This is a genomic window from Bacillus infantis (assembly GCF_008180445.1).
In the GTDB taxonomy this organism is placed as follows: domain Bacteria; phylum Bacillota; class Bacilli; order Bacillales; family Cytobacillaceae; genus Bacillus_AB; species Bacillus_AB infantis_B.
In genome coordinates this window covers 86,931-108,334 of the sequence record NZ_VTER01000003.1, presented here as the reverse complement: position 1 = coordinate 108,334, position 21,404 = coordinate 86,931, and the positions used below count along the sequence as shown (strand labels likewise).

Below are 21,404 nucleotides of genomic sequence, written 5' to 3'. Positions count from 1 at the left end.
ATTGATTAGATTTCTGACCTGCTACTAGGTTTTAATCCAAATAAAAAATATACTAAGCAGTTTATTGTGTTGCTTCATTTTCGTGTTCAGAGATGTCTGTGAGGGCCATTCCGGCCTGGGCGTTGGTGCGGCTGCTGACGGCAAGGTCGCCGAGGGATATGATGCCGGCCAGTTTGCCGTTTTCTACGACAGGAAGCCTCCTGATCTGATGCTCAGCCATGATCCTTGATGCTTCGCTGATATTGGCATCAGGCGAGACTGTAACAAGATCACTGCTCATGATATCCTCCACTTTTGTAGATCCCGGATGCTTCTCAGCCACCCCTCTTACCACGATGTCCCGGTCTGTAATCATCCCTACAAGCCTGTCAGCATCCACAATCGGGATGGCGCCGACATCCTGCTCCTTCATTTTCAAAGCTACCTCATACATATTGTCCAGAAGAGTGCAGCAATCTACATCTCTTGTCATTATATCGCCAATTTTCTTCATTATAAGCCCTCCTTATTTGATTCCTGCCTGCAGCCTCATTCAGAGGCGCAGACAGATTCGCTAAAAGATAGGTTTTCCAGTCAAGGGATAATTATGTACTGCAGCGGCAAAATAAGAACAAGCATAAAGACCGGCATAAATGTGACTGTTTTAAGTTTTCTTCATCTATTCGTTGCAACTTTGACATTTTTCTACTATTATTAAATTTGAGATAAAAGGGTCCCGATTTCATTGCTTATAGTCCCGGGATGCCTTTTTTGAAAGGCTTGGCCGCTGGTTGCCTTTACTTACAGAATTGCTGTCCAAAAGGACGGCATTGTTTTTCAGGAGGGACAAAGATGAAGTTCGAAAATACTGGTTTGGAAGAACTGAAAGCAGACCTTACACGTCTTGATGAGGTGATGCTTGAACATGGATTGGTCCGTGAAGGCCAATGGGATTATGAAAGAGTTACATACGACCGCAAGTTTGAATTAAAAGAAGGCGTTTTCTATCTGCGTGTCTTCGGTTACGCAGCGGAAGGGGATATCGGCTCCCATAAAGCCGTTATCCAGCTGATGACTCCTTTGTTAGGAAAGCATTATTATCCCCATGGAATTGAGTATGGAGAAGGAGAAAGCTTCCCTAAGACCCTGGTCAGCCAATGCGAAAAGACCCTTGCAGACATCCAGAGCAAAGTTAAAGGGTTTGCACTGTAAGCTGCAGGAACCGCATTACAATGGGAAGCACTGTAAAAGACGCATGGAACCATGCGTCTTTTTTTCCAAATAAAAAAGCGGACAAAATCAGTTGTAGGCCAGCAGTTCTGCGTAATATAATATAATAATATATCTCAGTTTAAAGAATCAATATCTGAAGCTAACCCTCAGTGATTTGGAAAGGAGTTTCACCTTGTCCGGTTTTTTTACAAAACGTTTTTTCATCTGGCTTATTGGCCTAATCTTAATAGGCACGCTTTTCTATTTCATCCTCCCTGTTTCCGTCCCGCTGATTGTTGCTTTTATAACAGCACTCATGCTTGAACCGCTCGTAAAGCTTCTGCAGGGAAAACTTAACATCAAAAGAAGAATTTCCGTCATGATCGTTTTCATTGTTTTTGTCCTGTTTATTGGACTGTCCGGCTATTTTATTACGACAAAAGTGATTACCGAAGCCATTAAGCTGGTTGAAAATGCTCCGGAATATGTGAATGAAATAAACAATGCTTGGCTTGATGCAGAGGAAAAGTTCACCCGTGCTGCAGAAGATCTTCCAAAAGACGTGGTGGATGAAATCAGCAACCAGGTACAGACATTCCTGAATAAAACGAAAACTGAACTGGTTGCCTATGTGAGCATCGATAATGTGAAGGCGCTGCTGACCAATATCCCGAATTATCTTGTCAGCTTCCTTGTTTATTTAATTGCATTATTCCTTTTCCTGATCGATCTTCCGAGGCTCCGGCGGGGTGCCTACAACCACTTGACAGAAAAGACAGCAGATAAGGTCTCTTTCATGACATCCCGTCTCTCTTATGTTGTATTGGGCTTTTTCAAGGCACAGTTCCTCGTAAGCCTGATCATCTTTTTTGTGAGTCTTGTCGGGCTTCTTATCATAGCGCCGGATATAGCACTGGTCATGGCGCTCGTCCTGTGGATCATCGATTTCATTCCAATCATAGGCTCAATTGTTATACTCGGGCCGTGGGCGCTGTTTCACCTTTTGACAGGAGATGTGGTTCTGGGCACGAAGCTTGCCGTCCTGGCAGCTGTCCTGCTCATCATCAGAAGAACCGTAGAGCCAAAAGTAATGGGAACCCACATCGGGCTCTCCCCTCTTTCCACCTTGATAGCCATGTATCTCGGGCTTAAGCTGCTCGGCATTCTTGGCTTCATCATCGGGCCGCTTATTTTGATTGCTTTCAATTCTGCAAAAGAAGCAGGGCTGATTAAGATGGATTTCAAAGTTTAAACAGCTTCAAAAAAACAAGCAGGGATCTTAAATAAAAGATCCCTGCTTGTTTTTTTACTGGCAGTCAAGAGATTCGGCAGCTTCACCAAACTCAAGCTGCTCAAAATCATTGTTAGAAAAAATCATAGAAAAACGCTTTGTGGCGGGGAACCATTCTTTCAAATATGTCAGCATCTTCTGCAGATCCCTTGATCTCTCCAAGTTCATACAGCTCAATCGGCCGCTTGTATCCGGTGATAACAGCCGTCAGTGCATTGATGCTCAATTGCAGCCCTCTCTTTGGCGGATGGGCGCAGCTGGCCCCCTCTTTTGGCGGAAAGCATTGGACACCATTGGCTGACAGCTGATAGGTCCCTGTGTTCCAGGGAGCTAATTCGTCTGCAACATGCAGGAACAATGATTGTTCCGGAATTCCATTAAATTGGTAGGCGCCCAATGCCATTGGAAGATCGACAATCCGTGCCATAAAATAAGGGGTGACCTCCATATGCTGCTTTGGCTGCTTGAGATAGTACGGGAAAGGATCGTGGACCGATGTAAGCACCTTCACTTTATCAACCATAGAATCATGCTGGCAGATGAAGTTCCACAATCCAATCCGCGCTTCAGCAGTTAAAGCAGCTGATTCTTGAATATCCAGTATGCTGTTTTCAATCTTGTAAAGAATATAACCTTCCGGCCTGCCTCCATCATTATGCCAAACCGCTATTTGATAGTCGGAATATACACTTTGGAGCCACCAGTCCCTGTCTCTGACAAGCATGCCGGAAAACTTGCTGGTGAAGCGGTCGTAAATCTCTTCTGCTGCAGCATCATGGTTATCTTTGTTAAACCTTGTGATGCTTCCGGACAGCTGGCCGATCATATGTAAATCTATTTTATTAATTTCTACTCTTTTTTGGTCAGAAACCAGTTCCCATCCATATTTCCTGTAAAAATGGATATTGAAGGGATGGAGAAAGGATATGATCTGCCCATTTTCCTTCATAGCCGACAGAGCCTGGCGCATTAGTCCTGATACATAGCCCCTTCTTCTGTACTCAGGAAAGGTGGCCACTCCTGCTATTCCGCCCATTTTCCATTCTTTGTCCTGGATTTTAACTTTTAAGTCCAGTAAGTGGAGCTTGGCAGCCAGTTTTCCATTTTCATAGGCTCCATATATCTTATGTTTCCTCATTGTTTCTTTTCTTTTCGGATAATCACTTTCCGGTACATGATATTGAAAAGCATAACTCGAAAGCCTGATGGCTTCATCAAATGAATCCTCTTGCATTAATTTTATATCCACTGTCATTGCCTCCATTCTACTTTATCTATTCTATAGATCGGCTTGAATTTCCTTCATTCAGAATCATAAGACAGTAAAAGGGAGGCACCGCCAAGCGGGGCCTCCCTTTTGTATAGCAGCGTACTAGTGAGTTTAATCAGAATCCTAAAATTGCTTTAATGACTGATGTGGTTTCCCCGCCATGATAGAACACATATAACAGCAGATAAACAGCTACTCCTGTTATCGCCGTAAAAAACCAGATGATGCTTGTTATCGGACCAAGTTTTCGGTGCTTTTCCAATTTATTCGTATAGCCGGTCAGCAGTGTAACAATGCCGAACACTGCTCCTGTGGTAGCCAATGTAATATGGAAAATTAGAAATAAGGTATAATAAATTTTTATATCATCCGGCCCTCCAAAGGCAGTATTGCCGATAAAAACCGTCCTGCTCGCATAAATAATGAAGAAAATGATAGCAAATACTGCCGCCAGCAGCATTGTCTTTTTATGCGCTTCTATTTTCCGCTGGCGGATCTGATACCAGCCGATCGCTACTGTAACAGCGCTCAATACAATGAACGTGGTGCTGATTGTAGGCAAAACAGGCAATGAATAGTTCATAATAACTTCCTCTCTGGACTCATGTTTTACAAAATCAATTCTATTAAAACAGCGGCGATTTTTCAATAAACAATCCGCTTCTTTCAGCAATGTTCCCTAATTGTTCATAAATCCAGATACCATCTAACAGAAAAAATCTCCCGTCTCGGGAGATTTTTTCCTACTCGGCAATCTGCGGATCAAGCGATCTGGAAGCCTTAAGTTCTGCTTCAGTTTCCTGCTGTTCCTTCTTGTACCATTGGAAGAAGACCTGAGCAAGGACGACCCCGTATACAACTTCCTGGAATACCTTCATAAGAACGCCGCCAAGCTGCTGGTCATTGAGGGCAGACATGCTGTTGAACATCTCAGGACCGCTCAAATTGAGTGAAGCCAGCGTGGCTGAAGGAACACATAGATGCATGGCATCAGCCCAGGCACGCGGATCTGAGAAGGTCGCGTAAATAGGTGTGTCTGCAAAAATAATCAGCGCACAAGCAGGTGTAAGAAGAATGCCGTCTGCAAAAATATAACCGACCTTCTTCAGCCCATTCAAGGATTCGTATTCTTCAAGTTTATTCACAAGCGGCCACCACATCAGACCGGCAAGGATGAACAGAAGTATAGAATAGCCGCCATGAAGCCACATATTCGTCTTGACTGCATCAAAGATCAATGGAATATGGTAAATGGAAAAAATCCCATTGAACAAAATCAGGGCTATCAGGGGCTTTGTTAAGAACCTGAAAACTTTTTGAATACTTGCGGGTGCCAGTATCTTTCGCCATAGCCATTCCGGGATCCCTGTAATCAAAAGCGGCGGTACAATCAGATATAGTATAGACATCTGAATCATATGCGCATAGAAGGTGATATGGCTCATCAGGTCTACCGGCGAGCCTTTAACTGCATACACAAGAATGATAGCTGCCGTAAACAGGACTGCTTGTTTTACTGTGAGCGGGGTGCTCCCGCTGAATCGCTGCCGGTATTTCACTGTCAGCAGGAAATAAACTGCAAGGATTGCCAGCATGACTATAAAGAAATAAGGACTCCAAAGTGCTCTGAAACCGAATATGTCTAGTGTAAGCATCGCTTGCCACCTCTTAATGTAATATTGTCCCATGCGCTGTTAAATGCACGTACAAGGTCATTATACCGCTGCTGAAGATGAAACTCAATAATACACAGCTTTCTCCAGCCAAGCCAAGTACAAAGTTCATAGAATCTCCTTATTCATACAAAAAAAAGAAAATCGGCTAAAAGCCGATTTCTTTTTTACCACCAGATAATAGTCATGAAAGCCAATACTGTTATTGCACCCACGAGCAAGCCGGAATACAGGAACAGTGCAGGAGCTTCATGGCCTTTATGGCTCATATGCATGAAATAGTATAGCTGAAAGATTACCTGCACGACTGCAAGGATCAGGATGAACGGCACGATGAACCATGCCGAAAATTCTTCATAGCCAACAGCTACAAACGCTACAAGCGTAAGGAAGATCATCAGGGCAAAAGTAATGACCTGCATTCTCATTTCCTCTGCACTCTTCTTGCGACGGTATTCAATGTCTACTCTTGGGTTACCTGAGTTCGGTTGTTGATTCGCCATCAGTTTATCCCACCATTCCCATTAAGTATACTACTGTAAAGATAAATACCCAAACAACGTCAATAAAATGCCAATATAAGCTTGCGACATAGAATTTTGGAGCGTTGTACAGGCTCAATCCCCGTCTTGAGTTGCGGATCAGCAGTGTTGTGATCCACAAGAGGCCGAATGCAACGTGGCCTCCGTGGAAGCCTACCAATGTATAGAAGGCTGAACCGAAAGCACTGCTTGTGAAAGTATGGTGGTACTCATGCACATAGTGATTGAATTCGTAAATTTCCAGTCCAAGGAACGCAGCGCCAAGGGCAACGGTGATCCACATCCAGAGCTGCATCTTCTTGAAGTTGAAATTTTTCATATGGTACATGGCGTAAACGCTTGTCAGTGAGCTCGTCAATAGAAGCATAGTAGCTGCAAATACGAGCGGCAATTCAAACAGGTCCTTAGCCAGGGCATGTTCTGTTCCAGGAACCTTATCTTTTAAAGCAAGATAGGTTGCGAAGAGAGATGCGAAAAGCACCGTCTCTCCGCCAAGGAAGAACCAGAAGCCGAGAAATTTATTCTTTGCTTCGAGGGTTTGTTTTTCAGGTGATGCAGGCCATGTTTCTACAGTCATTTTTTCTTCTGTATGCATTATGCCTTTACCCCCTTGTCATCATCTTCTTTGAGTAAATCTTCTTTATGGATATGGAAGCCGTGGTCATCCTTGACAGATCTCACAAACATGGAGCCTAAAGTAATGGCCATGCCGAGGATCAGGACCGGGATGCCCCAGCTGTTGCCTTCGTCGCCATGGTACATTGCACCAAAGGCAGCTACGAATAATCCAAACGAAATCATGAATGGAATGAAAGATGAATTAGGCATATGGATATCGCCGATCGGCTCTGCAGGCGTCAAAGCGTTCTTGCCTTCCATCTTTTCAAGCCAGTATGCGTCCAAACCGCGGACAAGCGGAGTCTGCTTAAAGTTGTAGAATGGCGGCGGTGAAGGAATCGCCCACTCCAGTGTGCGCCCGTCTCCCCAAGGGTCATTCCCGACTCTAACATTTTTAACACTTGTCATAATGATATTGATAAGCAGGATCAGCACAGCAATTGCCATGAAGAACGCACCGATTGTACTGATCATATTTCCTGTTTCAAGCCCCTGTCCAGGCAGGAAAGTGAATACGCGGCGAGGCATACCCATCAAGCCCAGGAAGTGCTGGATGAAGAATGTCAGATGGAACCCGATCAGGAACAGCCAGAAAGTGATTTTTCCAAGCTTTTCGCTCAGCATGGTTCCAAACATTTTTGGCCAGTAGAAATGAAGGCCTGCCAATAGTCCAAGAACAACACCGCCAACGATTACATAGTGGAAGTGGGCTACAACAAAGTAGCTGTCATGGAACTGGTAATCGGCTGGAGCAGCTGCGTTCATTACCCCTGTTACCCCGCCGGCAACAAAGGAAGGAATGAAGGCTACTGCATAAAGCATCGGTGTTGTAAATTTGATGCTTCCCCCCCACATTGTGAAGAGCCAGTTGAAAATCTTGATTCCTGTAGGAACGGCGATAGCCATTGTCGCTACAGCAAAGATAGCGTTGGCAATTGGCCCGAGTCCTGTTGTGAACATATGGTGGGCCCATACCATGAAGCCAAGGAAACCGATCAATACAGTTGCAAATACCATGGATGAATATCCGAACAGCCTTTTTCTTGAGAAAGTTGCAAAGATCTCAGAGAAAATACCGAAAGCAGGCAGAATCAGGATATATACTTCAGGGTGTCCGAAAATCCAGAATAAATGCTCCCAGATAACTGTGTTTCCGCCGTTGGCAACATCAAAGAAATTTGAGCCGAACATGCGGTCAAAGATCAATAGGAAAAGACCAACAGTCAGTGCCGGGAATGCAAACAGAATGAGTGCAGATACTACAAATGTAGACCATGTGAACAATGGCATACGCATATATGTCATGCCGGGGGCACGCATATTGACGATTGTTACAAGAAAGTTGATACCCCCGATAAGGGTACCTGCCCCGGAAATCTGAAGCCCGAGTGCATAGAAGTCGATCCCGTGGCCTTCAGATGCCATCGATAAGGATGCGTAAGACGTCCATCCTGCATCAGGAGCACCGTCTAAAAACCATGATAAGTTTAAGAAGATTCCTCCAAAGAAGAACAGCCAGAACCCAAGTGAGTTAAGGAACGGGAACGCTACATCCCGCGCACCGATCTGAAGGGGAACGACTGCGTTCATAAATGCAAAGATCAATGGCATAGCAGCCAGGAATATCATGGTTGTACCATGCATTGTCAATATCTCATTGTACAAGCCGGCACTTAAGAAATCATTGTTTGGAACTGCCAGCTGAATACGGATGAACATCGCTTCAAGTCCACCCAGTATAAAGAAGAAACCGCCGGCAATTAGATAAAGGATCGCGATTTTCTTATGGTCCACTGTTGTTAGATAGTCCCATAAAGTGGCGCCGAATCCTTTCTTCTGAGCGTAGGTACTCACAAGTTTTACCTCCCTTTCGAACTCGTTACTCCTGAACTTTAAGGCCCATCAGATATTCTGTCAGAGCGTTAAGCTCCTCATCTGAAAGCTGGCCATATGTACCAGTCATTTTATTCCCCGGCTTATAAGCTTCAGGATCCTTCAGCCAGTTCTTCAATTCTTTTTCATTGTGATCCAGGATACCGGCAACACGGTCGCGCTCGCCAAAGTTTGCAAGGTTTGGAGCCTGCCTTGCCTGCTCCGGCCTTCCATCCACAGGAGTTACAGCGTGACAGCCGATACAGCTGTTGTTAAAGATGTCCTGACCCTGCTGTGCAACTTCTGACTGAGGCTGAGGCTCTTCTGCATTCTGCATATCCGCAACCCACTGATCAAACTCTTCGCCGGAAATTGCTTTCACTTTGAAGTCCATCAGAGCATGTGAAGGTCCGCAAAGCTCCGCACATTTTCCGTAAAAAAGATCGCCTGCAACATCAGAGCTCTCTTTATCGAACTTCAGATAAAACTTATTGACATTATCAGTGTTCGTATCCATCTTGCCCCCGACTGCAGGGACCCAGAATGAATGCTTAACATCAGATGCCTTCAGATTAAAGTAAACCTTTTCACCAGTTGGAACGACAAGTTCCTGCCCAGTGATGATCTCCTGGTTTGGATACTCAAATTCCCACCAGTAAAGATTTGCACGGACATTGACAACCAATGCATCCGTTTTCCCTTCTTCGTTCTTTTTCTCCATTGGAGAAACATCCGCAAGCTTGAAAGTCTGTGCTACTGTAGGAACGGTCAGAACAAGAAGCAGAAGAATAGGAATAACTGTCCAGATGATTTCTAATTTGTGACTTCCTTCAACCTGTTTTGGAATTCTTTCGTCTTTGCGGCGAAACTTAAAAATAACAACCAGGAAAAGCACCGTGACAACGACAATTACTCCCACCATAATAGCCGTGCTCAGCAGCATTAAGTCATATTGCGTTTTCGCAACTTCCCCGGAAGGCTGAAGCGTGGACAAAAACGGTTCGCCGCACCCGGAAAGAATGAGCGTCAAAATCGCAAACAGTGATGCAAGACGCCATTTTGCAAGCCTTTTCATGCTTAATCAAACCCCTCTTTCGTAAAAAATTTCTTTTGTTGTTTGATCAAAAAAAATATGGATAAATCCCCTCCCCCGCCAGTGCGCGGAAGGGAATCTCCTAACGTAGGTTAAATAAGTGTAACGATTACCATTGCCACAAACATAATCGTCAGATATTGAAGCGAGTAAATGAACATTGCCTTAGCCCACTTAATATCATCCTTGAATTTGTTGGCATAGATCCCAAGGACTATCCAGCCGACATTCAATGCCGTAGCAAGGATCAGGAATGGAAGGCCGAGAGATGTAAGCATCAGCGGCAGAGGCAAAAGCACTGCCAGCCATGCAAAAATATGTTTTTTCGTAGTGCGGAACCCTTTTACAACCGGAAGCATCGGTATGCCTGCTGCCCTGTATTCCTCTGCACGCCTCATGGCAAGTGCGTAGAAATGAGGAGGCTGCCAGGCAAACATAACAAGGAACAGCGCCCAGGCTATCATGTCCAGGTTTCCGTCAACTGCAGCCCAGCCGATGAGCGGCGGCACTGCTCCGGAAATGCTTCCTACGATAGTATTGGAAACATACTTGCGCTTTGTCCAGATTGTATAGAGGACTACATAACTAAAGACGCCTATCAATCCAATTACAGCAGCTGCAGGTGATGCAAGGAGCAGCAGCAAGGTTCCCAATGCGATGGTGGATATGCTAAGCAGTGCCACCCTGCCCGGGCTGACCTTCCCTGTAACTGTAGGCCTGTCTTTTGTCCTTTCCATCAAATGGTCGATATCGCGGTCATAGTAATTGTTGTATGCACAGGAACCCGCAATGATCAGTGAAGATCCGACCAGTGTATAAAAAACAATATCAAGATTGTTGAAAAAATGCTGATCTGTAAAATGAAGGGCCAGCCACAAACCAGTGAAGGTAGTGATCATGTTTGAATTGATTATACCTACCTTGATAAGCGCCAGGAAATCCTTCCATGCAGTTGTCTCCGGTATATTGGCTTGAAGGCTTCGTTCACTGTTTTCTAAAGCAGCTTCACTGAAAGCCCTTGTGTTTGCCATAACTTCTCCTCCTTTAACCCTTATCACAAATAAAGCTTTTCTACACTACAACTACTATAAGTAATACGATGCTATATTTGCAACAGAAAACGAGGGAATGCTAATCGAAATAGCAGTTATTACTATTCAAATGTCATAAAAAAATGTCAAAAGTTTGTGTAGAAAAATAACTATGCCTCTGTATATTAAATCATACTTTGGCGTTTTTTTGTGAATTTTTTTCGAATTAATTATGACTAATTTGTGTCGAGTAGATGACAAACATTGTAACTGGTTACTTTTTCAGCATAATATATAATTGAAGCTTACGGAGATCTTACCTATTAGTACAACTGACTTGAATGAATAATAGATTATAGCCGGAATATGCTGCCGGGGAGTTGTAAAATCCTCCATAATTGTGTAGTATCGAACAGTCGGCGTTTTCGTGAAATGAGTGCGCCAGCTGCCTCACCTGAACTATTATACCCTATTATTATACAGATTAAGTCTATTATGGCAATTTATGAAATTAATTTAAAAGAAGGTGACATGATTGCAGCGTTTGCTTAAATGGTTTGCAGTGCTGACAACGGTTGGAATGCTGATGGTGCTCCTTGGAGGGGCTCTTGTGACAAAAACTGAATCCGGGATGGGATGCGGAAGATCCTGGCCGCTCTGCCACGGAGAGCTCATCCCGAGCAATATAACGCCGGAGCTGATCATCGAACTTGCCCACCGGGTTGTATCCGGCGGGGTCGGCATACTGGTCCTGGTGCTCTCGGTCTGGTCCTGGAAAGCGCTGGGCCATGTAAGAGAAACAAAATTCCTTGCTCTTGTCTCTTTCTTCTTTCTCGTTCTGCAGGGACTGATCGGCGCAGCTGCCGTTAAATGGGGGCAGTCAGATTTTGTACTGGCCCTTCATTTCGGGATATCCCTGATATCTTTTGCTTCAGTCCTGCTCCTCACACTTCTGATTTTTGAGGTCGATAAAAAGTTCCAGGCGGAAAAGCTTGTCCTGGATAAACGGATGCAAAAGCATATCATCGGCATTACGATTTATTCTTATGCGGTCGTGTACAGCGGTGCCCTCGTCAGGCATACCAATGCCAGCCTTGTTTGCCGCGATTGGCCTTTCTGCCTGAATGACAGCATTATGCTGCCGGGCAATATGTATGAATGGATACAGATGGGCCACAGGGCTGCTGCCGGAATTATTTTTCTTTGGGTAGGCTATATCACCATATTGGCCGTCAGGCATTACCGCCACCAGAAGGTCGTGTTCTGGGGATGGATTATATCCTTTATCCTTGTGTCCCTTCAGGTTGCTTTTGGAGCGATGGTAGTTATATCCCGCCTCAACTTGTTCATTGCACTTGGACATGCCTTCTTCATCTCATGCCTGTTCGGTGTTTTCAGCTATTTTATTCTCCTTACTGCAAGGAGCAAGAAAAACGCCGCAGCACTTGCAAGCGTGCCGCCTGCATCTGAAAAAGAAAACAATGCGGCACACCGGTCTGTTCCTGTTCAATAAGAAACACGAAACCGGCTATAAAAAACTACTTCATTCATAAAAAAAGAGGATGGGCAGCTCACCGGCTGCCCATCCTCTTTTGCTATATTTTTTCTTTCGCTCCTGATTTCCTCTATTTCGAAAGCTCGATCAAAAGGTCTCCAGTCTGGATCGCTTCCCCATTTGCAACATGGATATCACCGACCGTACCGGAATAAGGGGCCTGGACGGTCGTTTCCATCTTCATCGCTTCTGTGATCATCAGATGGTCGCCCTTTTCGACTTTTTCCCCTTTTTCAACAATAACCTTAATAACTGTACCTGGCATGGATGCTGCTATATGCTTCTCATTTTTAGGGTCAGCCTTCATCTTTGCAGAAGCAGCAATTTTAATGCTTTCATCCTTGATGGAAACCTCGCGGGGCTGCCCGTTCAATTCAAAGTAAACGATCCTGGTGCCGTCCGCTTGGGGCTGTCCGATGGAGACAAGCTTCACAATCAGCGTTTTTCCAGTTTCAATTTCCACTTCTATTTCTTCTCCCAGCCTCAGGCCGTACAGGTAGGTCGGCGTATCCAGAACGGAAACATCGCCAAACTGCTCGACAGTGCTGCAGTATTCCATGAATACTTTCGGATAGAGTGCATAGGCAATCGCTTCAAAGCTTGTCACCGGCCTTCCGAGCTCGTGGAAAAGCTTCTCTTTAAGCTTATCGAAATCCACGTCCTCCAGAAGCTCTCCCGGTCTTACAGTAATTGGTTCTTTGCCCTTTAATATAACTTCCTGAAGCTCTTTCGGGAAGCCGCCATAAGGCTGGCCGAGAGACCCTTCAAACAGTTCAACTACAGAATCAGGGAAATCGAGCGAGTGTCCGCGTGTGATGACATCTTCTTCTGTCAATTCATTTTGGACCATATACAAAGCCATATCGCCGACAACCTTTGATGAAGGAGTGACTTTTATGATATCGCCGAACATGTGGTTGACCCGGGAATACATTTCCTTGACCAGGTCCCATTTTTCCCCAAGGCCTACCGCTTTTGCCTGCTGCTGCAGGTTGCTGTATTGCCCTCCAGGCATTTCATGCTTATAGATCTCCGTATGCGGAGACTTCATTCCGGACTCAAAATCCTGGTAGTATTTCCGGACATCTTCCCAATAGTGGGACAGCTGCTCCAGTGCTTCAACATTCACTTCAGGCTGGCGTTCCTCTCCTGAAAGGGCATAATACAGGGAGCTTGCGCTTGGCTGTGAAGTCAGGCCGGCCATCGTGCTGAGTGCAACATCCACAATATCCACACCGGCCTCAATAGCCTTGCTGTAGGTCATGACGCCGTTCCCGCTCGTATCATGCATATGAAGATGGATTGGAATATCAACTGTTTCTTTCAGCTCGGAAATCAGTTCATACGCTGATTTCGGCTTGAGCAGGCCGGCCATATCTTTGATTGCCAGAATATGCGCTCCCTGGTTTTCAAGCTCCTTTGCCATTGATTTGTAATATTCCAGATTATACTTGGTCCTCGCGCTGTCCGAAATGTCGCCGGTGTAGCAGATGGCTGCTTCTGCTATTTTGCCGGTATCACGCACCGCCTCTATCGCCACTTCCATTCCTTTGACCCAGTTCAGGCTGTCAAAAATACGGAAAACATCGATGCCTGCATAAGCAGACTTTTGAACAAACTCCCTGATCACATTATCAGGATAGTTTTTGTAGCCTACAGCATTGGAAGCCCTCAAAAGCATCTGGAAAAGGACATTCGGCATTTTTTCCCTAAGCTTGAGAAGCCTTTCCCAAGGATCCTCTTTTAAGAAACGGTATGCAACATCAAAGGTTGCCCCTCCCCACATTTCATAAGAGAACATTTCCGGCAGAAGCTTTGCTGTCGGTTCTGCAATATGCGCGATGTCGGTCGTACGTACACGCGTGGCCAGGAGGGACTGATGGGCATCACGGAAGGTGGTGTCAGTCAATAGGACCTTATCCTGCTCCTTGATCCATTTAACCAGACCTTCCGGACCCTGGCTGTCCAGGATCTGCTTTGTCCCGTCCTGGTATTCCTGGTTATAGCGGAGCTTCGGAACCCTCGGCTTCTCGAAAACCGGCCGCTTCTTTTTTTCTACCCCAGGGAAGCCGTTGACTGTTACATTGCCGATATAGGCAAGCATCTTTGTGCCCCGGTCTTTTCGTTTTGGGAATAAAAACAGCTCAGGCGATTTGTCGATGAAAGACGTATCATATTCCCCTGTAATAAACTTCTCGTGCTTGACGACATTTTCCAGGAACGGGATATTTGTCTTGATTCCGCGAATCCTGAATTCCTGCAGGTTCCTGACCATTTTGGAAGCAGCCTGGTCAAAGGTCAGAGCCCATGTGGACAGTTTGACGAGCAGGGAATCATAATATGGGGTTATGACAGCACCCTGAAAGCCATTTCCGGCATCGAGCCTCACCCCGAATCCTCCTCCGGACCGGTAAGTCATAAGCTTCCCTGTATCAGGCATAAAGTTATTCAGAGGATCTTCTGTGGTAACCCGGGACTGGATGGCATAACCATTAATCTTGATGTCCTCCTGTGCAGGAATGCCTATCTCTCCGCCATGGAGCGCGAATCCTTCCGCCACCATTATCTGCGTCTGGACAATATCCACCCCTGTCACCATTTCAGTGATCGTGTGCTCAACCTGTACGCGGGGATTTACCTCAATGAAGAAAAACTCGTCCCCGGAGGTAAGGAATTCCACTGTTCCGGCATTCACATAGTCGACATTTTTCATCAGCCTTACAGCAGCATCGCAGATTCTCCCGCGGAATTCTTCAGAGAGAGAGACGCACGGTGCAACCTCGACCACTTTTTGATGGCGCCGCTGCACTGAGCAGTCCCTTTCAAACAGATGGACGATGTTACCGCTTTTGTCACCGATGATCTGAACTTCGATATGCTTAGGGTTTTCGATGAATTTTTCAACATAAACCTCGTCATTCCCGAAAGCAGCTTTCGCTTCCGATTTTGCCCTTTCGTATGCCTCTTTCACATCATCAAGGCTTCTGACGATCCTCATCCCTCTGCCTCCGCCGCCAAGCGAGGCTTTGATGATGATAGGGAACCCATGGTCCTTCCCGAATAAAATCACTTCTTCAAGGCTTTTAACGGGCCCGTCGCTCCCCGGAATGACAGGGATTTCCGCACGCATCGCCTGATCTTTTGCCTTTACTTTGTCCCCGAACATATCCAGGTGGCGGGAAGTTGGTCCAATAAAAATGATGCCTTCCTCTTCACATCTTTTAGCAAATTCAATATTTTCTGACAAAAAACCATAGCCGGGATGTATGGCATCAACATTTCTTGCCTTTGCAATCCCGATGATTCCCTCTATATCCAGATAAGCATCAATCGGCTTTTTGCCTTCTCCGACGAGGTACGCCTCATCTGCTTTATACCGGTGGTAGGAGCCTGAATCTTCCTTAGAATAAACAGCCACGGTCCGGATATTCAGCTCAGTGCATGCCCGAAAAACCCGGATTGCGATTTCTCCTCTATTGGCAACCAGTACCTTATTAATTTGTCTGCTCACAAATTCCACCCCATCCATTGTCTTTTAGATGCCTTTCCGGAACTTGCAGAAAGGCTTGGCTAATTTGTATTGCTATATGTAAAGGCTTCGGCCGCTTTGCAGCAGAGATTCTGCAGCAAAGCGGCCAAAGCCCGCAGCCCTGATTTAAGTGCCTGCAGCTTTAAAGCGTTCCTGCATTAAGAGTGAATGTGTAAAAAAACGCAAGGAAAAAACACGTCCCCTGCGCTTATTTTTTATAAAAATAGGCTCCCCCGGAAACTTTCTGGTTTTGTTCTGCCTGTTTTTCGCTGGCTCTATTTTTATATTTAGATTCATAGTTTACAAACATTGATACGTTTACAAGAATCCCCATCGCAATTGAAAGCTGCAGAAGTGAAGATCCGCCGTAGCTTACGAACGGAAGCGGGACCCCTGTCAAAGGAATGATGCCCGAGATTCCTCCCAGGTTGATAAATGACTGGATGCCTATCATACCTGAAATGCCGATGGCAAGCAGGCTTCCGAATGGATCCTTGCATTTCATCCCTATGTACAGTCCCCTCAGAACGATATACCCAAGTGAGAGCAAAACGAAACAAACACCGAATGCCCCCAGTTCTTCTGCTATGACAGCCATGATGAAATCTGTGTGCGGTTCTGGCAGATAGCCAAGCTTCTGGATACCATGCCCGAGACCGAGCCCCTTTACGCCCCCAGCTCCAAGAGCCAAGAAGGAATTCACGAGATGATACCCGCTATTCTGCGCATCCGCAAAAGGATCTCTAAGCACCTCAATCCTTGCCATTTGAATATCCGAGAAGATCTTATCACTCATGATTAATATTAACGGAAGGGCAATGCTGGCTGGAATAATACATAATTTTAAGATGTTTTTATAGCTCATACCTGAACTGAGGATAATTGTTGCCGCTATGGCAAAAATTATCGCCGCTGTTCCAAAGTCCGGCTGTATAGCAATAAGTATACAGACTAGGACCAAATACACGAGCGGAGGTACAACCCCTTTATTGAACTCGTTGATGTAGCTTTGCTTCTTTGCATAAACCGCTGAAAGGTAGACAATAACAAAGATTTTAACAAACTCTGAAGGCTGAAGGCTTAAAGATCCTAACTTAAACCAGCTTTGTGCGTTTCCGGCAACATGTCCGAAAATAAATAAAGCGCCAAGGACAATCAACGAACCAAATACCATTGGTACAAGTATTTTATTACTCTTTAGTGCCTTATAGGGGAAAAGAGCCGTAAAAATAAATACAAAAGCTGCCCCAACTAAAAATATCTTTTGCCTTTGATAAAAATGATCGCTCTCAAAATTGTAGGCTGTTACCATACTTGCACTGTAAATCATAATGAGACCGAATAATGCCAGCATAACGACGACAGCAATCAATGTGTAATCGTATGATTTTAATATTTTTTTGAACATCCAACCTCTTCCTCATCTTCTGCGTTGTATTACCTATTCTACTATAGAAAGGAGATTCCTGCATTGAAGTAAAGAAATGTTAATTTTAATGTAACATATTAATTCATCAAACATAAGAATTATGTCATACTATTTAAAAATATGCTGCACTTCTTTTTCTTTACCATAGCATGTACAAAAAAACTCAAACCTTTTGTGTTAAAAGAAAGTTTGAGTTTTTTACATTTATTTTCTTAATGAAGCTTCATGCAGGATGGAGAGTTCTTTTTCAAGCTCTCCCAGGATGGCTTTGCCTGTCTTTTCCTCGATGAGCCCGAGCCGGACGGCAAAATCTATTTCACGGGATAAACCGAACATCTGCGTGTCAAGCACTTCCTCATACAAAGGGCACTGGGGCATTGTCAGATTATCCATCTGCACTTTAATAAGCTTTAATATTTTATCAGCGTCCGCCTTAAGCAAGGCATTGGCTTTTTCTTGATGATCGACTATCAGTTCTGACGCCAACATGGATCCCCCCGTTTCCGAGCGATTATCTATCTATAAATTTTATACTTAAGAAGGCAAAAATGCAAGACATATAAGGGGAAAGCTGCACATGCGGGGATAAATACCAGCACCCCGCCAGGAGAGGCTTCCTGTGTGAGGGTCCCATAGTATCTTTCACAGACAAAAATAGGTATAATTTAAGAAGGTACATACAGGAGGTAGCTAGTTATGGACAATATCATATTGATAAAAGGCAAAGTGAAATTTGAGATCACACTTGATCCCGGTGTATGGATTTTTGATGACCGAAGGGTGGACCTGAACGAATTCTTTCACGCTGATATCATCAAAAAGGATGAGCTCGAAGAGTATACAAAATCAGTTTCAAAGCACTGGGACAGAGAGATCATGGAGGGTGCTGTCCATCCTCCGACATTAAAGACCGAAAAAAAATTCGAGAAAGAAAAAGTGCTTAACGGGACTTTCGGCATTCCCTTGAAGCCTTTCCTTAAAAATGCCGAACCTGCTGAAGATGCCTCTTCCTTTGTCATCTCTGCCGGTGACGGCGAGGTGGAAATGCCGCTGGAAACGGCTGAAGATCTGATCCTCGGCTACTCTCTGAACGGCAAGCCGCTGAAAGAGGACGGCCCTGTGCACGTCTATTACGGAGACGGAAGCAATAAGGATAATCCGATCAGGCATATAAAGCAATTCATCGTTCGCTGATTATCTTGCAGGAGGGGGGAGCCGGAATGCTCCGCCCTCTTTCATTATGGGCATTAGATAAATATTCTCCAGGGAGTAGACAGCTTTTGATACAGAAATAAGTTCCATAAAGGCAGCTATTCCCTCTTCATATTGTACAGCTGCTCAAGCTCCCCTTTTCGTGCCCCACACGGATAACATGAAATTGCTACATCAAGCTTCAGCCCGTCATATATGCCTTTTATAAAAGATCAGCTGCCAGCTGTGCCAGACCTGACCTTTCCCCTTTAATAAGCTTAGTATGGCCTGAGATCTTTTGGTCCTTAAATCTTTCCACTACATAGGTAAGTCCATTATTGAAGGCATCAAGATACGGATGGTCGATCTGTTCCGGATCTCCCATCAGGACAATCTTGCTTCCTTCTCCCACCCGGGTAAGGATGGTCTTTACTTCGTGCTTGGTAAGGTTTTGAGCTTCATCAATGATGATATACTGATCCGGCACGCTTCTTCCCCTTATATATGTGAGCGCCTCGACCTCGATCGACCCCATCCCTGCAAGGATGGCATCAAGCTCGCCCGGTTTTTTGGCATTGAATAGATATTCCAGATTATCGTAAATCGGCTGCATCCACGGCCTTAATTTTTCTTCTTTCTCCCCCGGGAGATAGCCGATATCCTTGCCTACAGGAACAATCGGCCTGGCCACCAGCAGCTTTTTGTATTCTCCGAAATCCTCAGTCTGCATCAGGCCTGCTGCCAGCGCAAGCAGTGTCTTCCCTGTCCCCGCTTTCCCAACCAGCGTCACAAGCGGCACATCTTTGCGGAGAAGGAGCTCTGCGGCCATTGTCTGCTGTACATTGCGCGGGCGGATCCCCCAGATATGGTCCCCGTCAAACACAAGCTTTCTGGCTTTCTTTCCCGACTGGTCCACTATGCCTATCGCAGAAGAAGAAGAGCCCAGTGCATCTTTCATAATGATGAATTGGTTAGGATAAAAAGGGTGATTGGCAATATCAGCGAGCGGCACCTCCCCTTTATCATAAAATCTTCCCAAAAGATCGACGCTTACATACACCTCAAGATATCCCGTATAAATATGGTCATTTTCAACCACCCTGTCACTCAGAAAATCTTCTGTCTGAAGCCCGATTGCATCCGCCTTCACCCTCACTAATGCATCTTTGCTGACAAGTATGACCGGGCGCCCGTTTTCCTTAGTCTCTTCTTCCAGTGACAGATTCTTTGCGACTGCAAGGATCCGGTTGTCATTTGTTTTTTCAATGAATATCTCCTGCAATTCATGAAAAGATCGGTGATTCAGCTCAATTCTGAGTCCCCCGCCATTTTCAAGCTGAATCCTTTCATGCAGCTTGCCGGTTTCCCTCAGATTATCAATCAGCCTCGAAACCTGCCTTGCATTTCTTCCGACCTCGTCCATATATCGTTTCTTAGAGTCAACCTCTTCCAGGACAACTGCCGGAATGACTACTTCATTGTCTTCAAAAGAAAAGATAGAATGCGGGTCCTGCAGCAGGACATTGGTATCCAATACATATATTTTCGTCAATATGATGCCTCCTGCTCCTTGTAGGTCAAAATGAATGTTTCTTCTAAGGCTTATATTTCGCTGTCCGGAGCCTGCATTTTGCCTGGCTTGAAGAAGCAATCATAAGCTTTAAGAAACAAGCCTTGGTAAACTATATGTTTTCCTGCATAAAGATAGACGAATTTTTGCAGAATAATCCTTACGAAGAACTTTCCTGTCATGCAGCCTTTCAGCATCTGGAAAACATCTGGAAAAAGAATAAATGGAGGTGCTTAAATTGAAGAGATGGCTTGGTTATATAGCCGCTGTTTCAATGCTGGCAGGCTGTGCAGCGAACAGCCAATCAGCAGATGACGGCAGCCGGAATCTGGTGAATGTTAAAAACAGCACCATAACGAATAACAGCAGGGAATCAGAACAAGAGATTTCAAAGCATCTTGTTGATCTGGCAGAGAGGGTGCCAAATGTCAAAGATGCGGCGGCTGTTGTTTTCGCCGGATATGCCATTGTAGGGATTGATGTGGATAAAGATATAGACAGATCTGAAGTGGGCTCCATTAAATATTCTGTTACAGAAAGCCTGCGCAACGACCCTCATGGGGCAAGGGCGCTTGTAGTAGCAGACCCGGACTTGAATGCGAGGATCAGGGAAGTCGGCCAGGATATACAAAACGGGCGTCCCATCCAGGGCGTACTGAATGAACTTGCAGATATCACAGGAAGGATTATGCCGGAAGTTCCCGGGGATATCACTGAGCCCCAGCCGAAGGATGCGACCGAGGAGCCAAAAAACAAACTTGATTCATCAGAACGTTCTGAGCTGGAGGATAAGCAGCAAAAGCAATCGAATTACCATAAAGATTAAATTTATACGATTCTGCACAAAAAAAGCTTAGTCCGCGACTAAGCTTTTTTCATGGCCTCCATCACCTGCTGATCGAGCCTCTCTGCTGCTTTTTTATCATATGTTTTGTCATATTGGGGATCAGCTGTCATTTTAGATCCATAAAACATAACATCCCTTACCTCACTGATCTTTAGTTCTGCAAGTGACAGCTTGAGGGGTACAGATTCCATTTTTTCCAGCTTCACTGCCGCTTCTCCCTGGATGGAGTATGTAGATTCGTTGGCAATGATATTGATGACAACATGCCTGTTATGTTTAATATTTTCAATAATCCTCGATCTGCTGTCAATAGCAAAGCAGATTGTTTCTTCATCCTTTGCCAGGACCCATGATATAGCATTCACGTTCGGGCCGCCTGTTTCATGGTCCACTGTTGCGAGAGTAACAAACCGCTCCTGCTGAAGCTCATCGAATAAGGGCTTGATCAGCCTCGGCTCAACTTGATTTGCCATTACTTTCCCCTCCTCTTAGTCCTATAATAGTATGACTTCCCCCAACTTTCAAGAACCCGTTCCCAGATGCTCTGCCCCCGGTGCAATCTAATTCGAAACTCTTGCCAAACTGTACTATAATATAAATAAGCAATATAGATAAGCAGCTTTTCTGACGGGCTGTCCCTCCGGCTGAAAAATAGGCTGAGGGCTGGCAACGATGACCAGTGCTTCATACTTCTGATCATTC

19 protein-coding genes are annotated in these 21,404 nt (G+C 45.1%); 5 read left to right on the top strand and 14 right to left on the bottom strand.

Annotated elements, in window-relative coordinates; all coding sequences use genetic code 11:
• Positions 1-61 precede the first annotated feature (61 nt).
• Positions 62-493 carry a CBS domain-containing protein gene (locus FZD51_RS05220; protein ID WP_009791138.1) on the bottom strand — a complete coding sequence of 144 codons (432 nt, stop codon included), beginning with the start codon at positions 491-493 and terminating at the stop codon, positions 62-64.
• 338 nt (positions 494-831) lie between these two features.
• On the opposite strand from FZD51_RS05220, the gene FZD51_RS05215 reads away from it, so the two are divergent.
• Both FZD51_RS05215 and ytvI read left to right on the top strand, forming a co-directional pair.
• A complete protein-coding gene (locus tag FZD51_RS05215; protein ID WP_009791136.1) occupies positions 832-1,191 on the top strand; it encodes a YugN family protein in 360 nt (119 codons plus the stop codon).
• A gap of 193 nt (positions 1,192-1,384) precedes the next feature.
• Positions 1,385-2,443 carry a sporulation integral membrane protein YtvI gene (ytvI, locus tag FZD51_RS05210; protein WP_148973801.1) on the top strand — a complete coding sequence of 353 codons (1,059 nt, stop codon included), beginning with the start codon at positions 1,385-1,387 and terminating at the stop codon, positions 2,441-2,443.
• Between the two features lie 112 nt (positions 2,444-2,555).
• Here the strand turns inward: ytvI and FZD51_RS05205 are convergent, their stop codons facing one another.
• From FZD51_RS05205 to cyoE, 8 genes are all read right to left on the bottom strand, one after another.
• The gene (locus FZD51_RS05205; protein WP_262380711.1) at positions 2,556-3,737 is read right to left on the bottom strand and encodes a GNAT family N-acetyltransferase; all 1,182 of its coding nucleotides are present in this window, start codon (positions 3,735-3,737) and stop codon (positions 2,556-2,558) included.
• Between the two features lie 130 nt (positions 3,738-3,867).
• Positions 3,868-4,335 carry a DUF420 domain-containing protein gene (locus tag FZD51_RS05200; protein ID WP_148973798.1) on the bottom strand — a complete coding sequence of 156 codons (468 nt, stop codon included), beginning with the start codon at positions 4,333-4,335 and terminating at the stop codon, positions 3,868-3,870.
• Between the two features lie 160 nt (positions 4,336-4,495).
• The gene (gene ctaG / locus FZD51_RS05195; protein ID WP_148973796.1) at positions 4,496-5,407 is read right to left on the bottom strand and encodes a cytochrome c oxidase assembly factor CtaG; all 912 of its coding nucleotides are present in this window, start codon (positions 5,405-5,407) and stop codon (positions 4,496-4,498) included.
• 185 nt (positions 5,408-5,592) lie between these two features.
• On the bottom strand, positions 5,593-5,928 hold the full coding sequence (gene ctaF / locus FZD51_RS05190) for a cytochrome c oxidase subunit IVB (RefSeq protein WP_035401058.1): 336 nt from the start codon (positions 5,926-5,928) through the stop codon (positions 5,593-5,595).
• 4 nt (positions 5,929-5,932) lie between these two features.
• Positions 5,933-6,562 (bottom strand): cytochrome (ubi)quinol oxidase subunit III, encoded by a 630-nt coding sequence (locus FZD51_RS05185; protein ID WP_009791129.1) that lies wholly within the window; start codon positions 6,560-6,562, stop codon positions 5,933-5,935.
• Positions 6,562-8,439, bottom strand: coding sequence for a cytochrome c oxidase subunit I (ctaD, locus tag FZD51_RS05180; protein ID WP_148973794.1), 1,878 nt, complete (start codon positions 8,437-8,439; stop codon positions 6,562-6,564). Before ctaD ends, FZD51_RS05185 begins: the two co-directional genes overlap by 1 nt.
• Before the next feature lie 25 nt (positions 8,440-8,464).
• Positions 8,465-9,532 carry a cytochrome c oxidase subunit II gene (gene coxB / locus FZD51_RS05175; RefSeq protein WP_148973792.1) on the bottom strand — a complete coding sequence of 356 codons (1,068 nt, stop codon included), beginning with the start codon at positions 9,530-9,532 and terminating at the stop codon, positions 8,465-8,467.
• A 110-nt stretch (positions 9,533-9,642) separates the two neighbouring features.
• Positions 9,643-10,581: a heme o synthase gene (gene cyoE, locus FZD51_RS05170; RefSeq protein WP_148973791.1), complete on the bottom strand. Its 939-nt coding sequence runs from the start codon at positions 10,579-10,581 to the stop codon at positions 9,643-9,645.
• A gap of 535 nt (positions 10,582-11,116) precedes the next feature.
• On the opposite strand from cyoE, the gene FZD51_RS05165 reads away from it, so the two are divergent.
• Positions 11,117-12,094, top strand: coding sequence for a COX15/CtaA family protein (locus FZD51_RS05165; RefSeq protein ID WP_148973789.1), 978 nt, complete (start codon positions 11,117-11,119; stop codon positions 12,092-12,094).
• A 112-nt stretch (positions 12,095-12,206) separates the two neighbouring features.
• Here FZD51_RS05165 and pyc read toward each other — a convergent pair whose 3' ends face one another.
• From pyc to FZD51_RS05150, 3 genes are all read right to left on the bottom strand, one after another.
• Complete coding sequence (gene pyc, locus FZD51_RS05160; protein ID WP_187445637.1) at positions 12,207-15,647, bottom strand: pyruvate carboxylase; 3,441 nt, start codon at positions 15,645-15,647, stop codon at positions 12,207-12,209.
• Positions 15,648-15,873: 226 nt separating this feature from the next.
• Positions 15,874-17,073: an FtsW/RodA/SpoVE family cell cycle protein gene (locus tag FZD51_RS05155; RefSeq protein ID WP_148973787.1), complete on the bottom strand. Its 1,200-nt coding sequence runs from the start codon at positions 17,071-17,073 to the stop codon at positions 15,874-15,876.
• Positions 17,074-17,298: 225 nt separating this feature from the next.
• Positions 17,299-17,580: an Fpa/YlaN family protein gene (locus tag FZD51_RS05150; RefSeq protein ID WP_094768883.1), complete on the bottom strand. Its 282-nt coding sequence runs from the start codon at positions 17,578-17,580 to the stop codon at positions 17,299-17,301.
• Between the two features lie 210 nt (positions 17,581-17,790).
• Here FZD51_RS05150 and FZD51_RS05145 point away from each other — a divergent pair, with 210 nt between their 5' ends.
• A complete protein-coding gene (locus FZD51_RS05145) occupies positions 17,791-18,288 on the top strand; it encodes a molybdopterin-binding protein (RefSeq protein ID WP_148973786.1) in 498 nt (165 codons plus the stop codon).
• Between the two features lie 220 nt (positions 18,289-18,508).
• Here FZD51_RS05145 and FZD51_RS05140 read toward each other — a convergent pair whose 3' ends face one another.
• Positions 18,509-19,837 carry a PhoH family protein gene (locus FZD51_RS05140; protein ID WP_148973784.1) on the bottom strand — a complete coding sequence of 443 codons (1,329 nt, stop codon included), beginning with the start codon at positions 19,835-19,837 and terminating at the stop codon, positions 18,509-18,511.
• Positions 19,838-20,093: 256 nt separating this feature from the next.
• Between FZD51_RS05140 and FZD51_RS05135 the strand changes: the two genes are divergently transcribed.
• Entirely contained in the window at positions 20,094-20,681 is a 588-nt protein-coding gene (locus FZD51_RS05135) for a YhcN/YlaJ family sporulation lipoprotein (protein WP_420886213.1), read from the top strand.
• A gap of 38 nt (positions 20,682-20,719) precedes the next feature.
• On the opposite strand, the gene FZD51_RS05130 is transcribed toward FZD51_RS05135, so the two are convergent.
• Positions 20,720-21,175, bottom strand: coding sequence for a pyridoxamine 5'-phosphate oxidase family protein (locus tag FZD51_RS05130; protein WP_148973780.1), 456 nt, complete (start codon positions 21,173-21,175; stop codon positions 20,720-20,722).
• Positions 21,176-21,404 lie beyond the last annotated feature (229 nt).